The sequence below is a fragment of the Kitasatospora putterlickiae genome (assembly GCF_039527695.1).
Lineage (GTDB): Bacteria > Actinomycetota > Actinomycetes > Streptomycetales > Streptomycetaceae > Kitasatospora > Kitasatospora putterlickiae.
Window position 1 is genome coordinate 6,190 of the sequence record NZ_BAAAKJ010000386.1, and the last position, 4,635, is coordinate 10,824.

Sequence of the window (4,635 nt, forward strand, 5' to 3'; positions counted from 1 at the left end):
CGTTCCGGCCGCACTGGAAGGATGGGAGTTCAGGAAAGTTCAGCCGGCCGGAAGGGGCCGGCCGGGGTCGCGGGGGAATAGACCTGAGATGCGCCCCGGGAGGCAACGGAGGAAGGAAAGCCCATGAGTGTCACGCTCGCCAAGGGCGGCAACGTCTCGCTCACGAAGGCCGCGCCGAACCTGACGCAGGTGCAGATCGGTCTCGGCTGGGACGCCCGGTCCACGACCGGCGCGCCCTTCGACCTCGACGCGAGCGCCCTGCTCTGCGCGAACAGCCGGGTGCTGGGCGACGAGTACTTCGTCTTCTACAACAACCTCAAGAGCCCCGAGGGCTCGGTCGAGCACACCGGTGACAACCTCACCGGTGACGGCGACGGCGACGGCGACGACGAGGTGGTCCTGGTCAACCTGGACCTGGTGCCGGCGCAGGTCGACAAGGTCGTCTTCCCGGTGTCCATCTACGACGCCGAGAACCGGTCGCAGAACTTCGGCCAGGTCCGCAACGCGTACATCCGGGTGGTCAACTCGGTCGACGGCCAGGAGATCGCCCGCTACGACCTCTCCGAGGACGCGTCCAGCGAGACCGCGATGATCTTCGGCGAACTGTACCGGTACGCGGGCGAGTGGAAGTTCCGCGCGGTGGGCCAGGGCTACGCGTCGGGCCTGCGCGGCATCGCCCAGGACTTCGGCGTAAACGTACAGTAAAGGCCGCGATCGTCACGATCGTCCCGTCATGAACCCGAAAGGTAACCAAGTCCCGTGTTCCTCCGCACATTCGGCTGGTCATTCGCGATCACCATCACCGGGCTGATCGCCGCCGGCCTGCTCTGGGGGGCGGAGGGATTCGGCGTCGTGCTGATTCTCTCCATCCTGGAGATCTCCCTCTCGTTCGACAACGCGGTGGTCAATGCCACGGTGTTGAAGCGGATGAACCCGTACTGGCAGAAGATCTTCCTGACCGTCGGCGTGCTGATCGCCGTGTTCGGTATGCGGCTGATCTTCCCGCTGCTGGTCGTCGGCCTCACCGCGCACCTCAACCCGGCGACGGTCATCGACCTCGCGCTGAACAGCGACAAGACGTACGAGGGCCTCACCTACGGCCAGTACCTGGAGGAGGCCAACCCGGCCATCGCGGCCTTCGGCGGCGTCTTCCTGCTGATGATCTTCCTCGACTTCATCTTCGAGGAGAAGGACTACAACTGGCTGGCCTGGATCGAGCGCCCGCTGGAGAAGGTCGGCAAGCTGGAGGCCTTCTCCACCGTCGTCGCCCTGGTGACCCTGCTGCTCGCGTCCAACTTCTTCGCGGGTGAGCACGCCGAGACGGTGCTGCTCGCCGGTGTGCTCGGCCTCGTCACCTACCTCGGCGTCAACGGCCTCGCCTCGGTCTTCGAGTCGGGCCTGGAGGCGGAGACCGAGAAGGAGGAGGCGGCCGAGAAGGCCGGCAAGTCGATCGTCCAGGTCGGCGGCAAGGCCGCGTTCTTCCTCTTCATGTACCTGGAGGTGCTGGACGCGTCGTTCTCCTTCGACGGCGTGGTCAGCGCGTTCGCGATCTCCAGCGACATCTTCCAGATCACCCTGGGCCTGGGCATCGGCGCGATGTACATCCGCTCGCTGACCGTCTTCCTGGTCCGCAAGGGCACCCTGGACGACTACGTCTACCTGGAGCACGGCGCGCACTACGCGATCGGCGCGCTCGCGGTGATCCTGATGGTCGGCATCGAGTACCACATCCCGGAGATCGTCACCGGCCTGATCGGCGTCGCGTTCATCGGCCTCGCCCTCGGCTCGTCGATCCTGCGCAACCGGCGCGAGGGCGCCGGCGGCGGGGACGGGGACGGGGAGAAGGCGCTGGTGGGCAGCGCCCAGTAGCCCCGCCGCACCCTTCACGACGCCGAACGGCCGTTCCTCCCGAGTGGGGAACGGCCGTTCGGCGTCGTACGGGGTGGTCGCTCAGCCGAGCTGCTGCTCGATGGCGCGCAGCTTGCGCTCCAGCGAGTCCAGCTTGGGCATCGACAGGGTGTCGTCGTCCGGCGTCAGGTCGATGGCCGAGCCGCTGCGGTAGGCCGACGAGGACGAGGAGGCCGAGGAGGAGGTGGTGGAGGCCGTGGCGCGGGTCCGGCGGCCGGTCTCCAGGGGGCTCAGCGCGGCGGGCTCCAGCGCGGAGGCGCCGGCGGTGGAGGAGAGAGCGTCCGCCCCGGCGGCTAGGGCAGGCTCCGTAGCGCTCGGGCCGTCTCCGGCGGCGGCGAGGGCGGGCACCTGGCGGCCGCCGCGGTTGCGGGAGAGCATGCCGCCCGACTGGCGGGAGATGGCCTTCAGCTCGGCGCGCTCGCGGCGGTCGGCGCTGCGGGCCCGGATCTTGGCGTCCAGCTTCGCCTGGCGCTCCTCGCGCACCTCCTCGACCGCCTCGTCCAGGCTCCGGACGTTCTCCAGCAGCATCAGCGACCAGGCGGCGTAGGTCTCGCGGGGCGCGCGCAGCCAGCGGACGATGCGGATCTGCGGCAGCGGGCGGGGGACCAGGCCCTGCTCGCGCAGCGCGGCCTTGCGGGTCTGCTTCAGCGCGCGGTCGAAGAGGATCGCGGCCGAGATCGACATGCCGGAGAAGAACTCCGGGGCACCGTCGTGGGAGATGCCGCGCGGGGCGTGCACCCAGTTGAACCAGGCCGAGGCGATCGCGAACACCCAGACCAGCAGGCGCGAGCCGAGCGCCGCGTCACCGTGGCTGGCCTCGCGGACGGCGAGCACCGAGCAGAACATCGCCGCGCCGTCCAGACCGAACGGCACCAGGTACTCCCAGCCGTTCGACAGGCCGAGGTTCTCCTTGCCGAAGCCGACCAGGCCGTGGAAGGAGAGCGCGGCCGCGACGCCGGCGCAGCAGAACAGCAGGACGTAGGAGGAGATCCCGTAGATCATCTCCTTGCGCCGGCGGCGCTCCTCGCTGCGCTCCCAGGAGTCGGTGGAGTCCTGCTTCCGGTTGTTGTTCTTGAAGCGCAGCGTCGCCACCAGGATGGCGGTGAACAGCAGGGCTGCGCCGCCGATGACGGTCCAGACCAGCTGTATGGAGGTCAGGTTCATTGCGGGTCGGGCCTCGGGTTTCCGCAGGGGACAGGTCACAGTGCGACACGGTGGTCAGGGCCCGTCCCCGGGACCGGGCCTGACGAAGCGTCGTGGTCAAACGGGTGGCCCGGCGCGCCCGGACAGGGGGCGGGCGGGACACCTGTGCGGCTAGACGATATCGCGTCCGAAGGGGCCGCATGGTACGGGAGGTGGGCTTCGCCCCGCCAGCCGACCCGGCGGTGTCCGGGCGGTGTCCGCGCGGCGCCGCTGGGTAGGGGAGTCCGGGTACCCGGAGGGCGGATTGATGCCCGATCATGGAGCGGCGGACCGTCAGACCGACTGGCGGGGCTGGGGGAGGACGGCATGGCCTCGGTTTGGGAGTACCTGCGCGGGGAACGGAGCACCCTCGACACGGGCGGCCAGTTCAAGGTCACCCTGACCAAGTCGTCGCCGCAGCACGCGATCACCGGTGCGGCGGCGACCACCGGCTACCTCTACGTCAACCTGCACTGGACCATGCGGACGGGGGCGCCGCGGGCGTCCACCCGGGACACCGTGCGGCGGCTCTTCAGCCCGCGCATCCTCCGGCCGATGGAGCCGGACTCCAGCGGGAGCGCGCAGCTCAACGTGGACCTCGACCTGGCCTGCATGTACGAGCTGGCGGACGGCAAGCGGGGCGTGGTGCAGCCGCTGGGCGGCCTCCTCGGGGCGCTCCAGCAGGCGCCGTACGTCAAGCTCAGCGGAGACGACCAGTACGGTGCGCCGTCCGGCGAGACGATGTACATCAACCTGGAGAAGAAGGACCAGTTCAAGCGGCTGCTGGTGTTCGTGTACATCTACGACGGCACGCCCGCGTTCGACCAGACCAACGCGGTGGTGACGATCGTGCCGCAGTCCGGGCCGCGGATCGAGGTCAAGCTGGAGGAACGGGCCCCGGCGGCGCGCTCCTGCGCGGTGGTGCTGATCGAGAACTCCGGGGACAACACGCTCACGGTGCGGCGCGAGGTGCGCTACGTGAACGGGTTCCAGGCGGACATCGACCGGTTGTACGGCTTCGGCATGCAGTGGCAGCGCGGCTACAAGCCGGAGTGAGCCCCGGCCCGGCGGTCCGGGCGGGGGTTTCGGGCGTCGCCGGGGCTCAGCGGGGCTGGAACTGCGGGCCCTGCGGGGGCAGGGCGAACTCCTCGGCGGGGGGCGTCGGCTGCTGCTGCGCCTGGGGCGCGGTGTTCGGCGGCGGGTAGCCGTAGCCGCCCTGCTGCGGGGCCTGCGGGGCCTGCGGGGCCTGCGGGGTCTGAGGGGCATGAGGGGCCTGCTGCGGGTGGCCGTAGCCCGGGGCCGGGACCGGCTGCTGCTGCGGGTAGCCGTAGCCGTCCTGGCGGGGGGCCTGCGGCGGGTAGCCGTAGCCGCCCTGGTGCGAGGGCCGGGGCGCGGTGTCCGGCGGCGGGTAGCCGTACCCGGGCCGGGGGGCCGGCGGCGCGGTCGGGGCCGGCGGGACGTTCGGCGGCACCGTGGGCGGGTTGGGCGGCGGCGGGGGCGTGTTGGCCGGGACGCCGGACGGCGCCGGGGCGCTCTGGGCGGCGG

General features: G+C 70.7%; 4 protein-coding genes and 1 pseudogene. 3 read left to right on the top strand and 2 right to left on the bottom strand.

Going from position 1 to position 4,635, the window contains the following annotated elements; genetic code table 11:
- Positions 1–123 precede the first annotated feature (123 nt).
- Together ABD308_RS33645 and ABD308_RS33650 are read left to right on the top strand one after the other, a co-directional pair.
- Entirely contained in the window at positions 124–705 is a 582-nt protein-coding gene (locus ABD308_RS33645) for a TerD family protein (protein WP_344343493.1), read from the top strand.
- Positions 706–759: 54 nt separating this feature from the next.
- A complete protein-coding gene (locus ABD308_RS33650; RefSeq protein WP_344343495.1) occupies positions 760–1,869 on the top strand; it encodes a DUF475 domain-containing protein in 1,110 nt (369 codons plus the stop codon).
- A gap of 81 nt (positions 1,870–1,950) precedes the next feature.
- Here ABD308_RS33650 and ABD308_RS33655 read toward each other — a convergent pair whose 3' ends face one another.
- On the bottom strand, positions 1,951–3,072 hold the full coding sequence (locus ABD308_RS33655) for a DUF2637 domain-containing protein (protein ID WP_344343497.1): 1,122 nt from the start codon (positions 3,070–3,072) through the stop codon (positions 1,951–1,953).
- A gap of 345 nt (positions 3,073–3,417) precedes the next feature.
- Between ABD308_RS33655 and ABD308_RS33660 the strand changes: the two genes are divergently transcribed.
- Positions 3,418–4,146 (top strand): Tellurium resistance, encoded by a 729-nt coding sequence (locus tag ABD308_RS33660; RefSeq protein ID WP_344343499.1) that lies wholly within the window; start codon positions 3,418–3,420, stop codon positions 4,144–4,146.
- 46 nt (positions 4,147–4,192) lie between these two features.
- Here ABD308_RS33660 and ABD308_RS33665 read toward each other — a convergent pair.
- Positions 4,193–4,635, bottom strand: a pseudogene (locus tag ABD308_RS33665) (hypothetical protein); the annotation flags it as partial.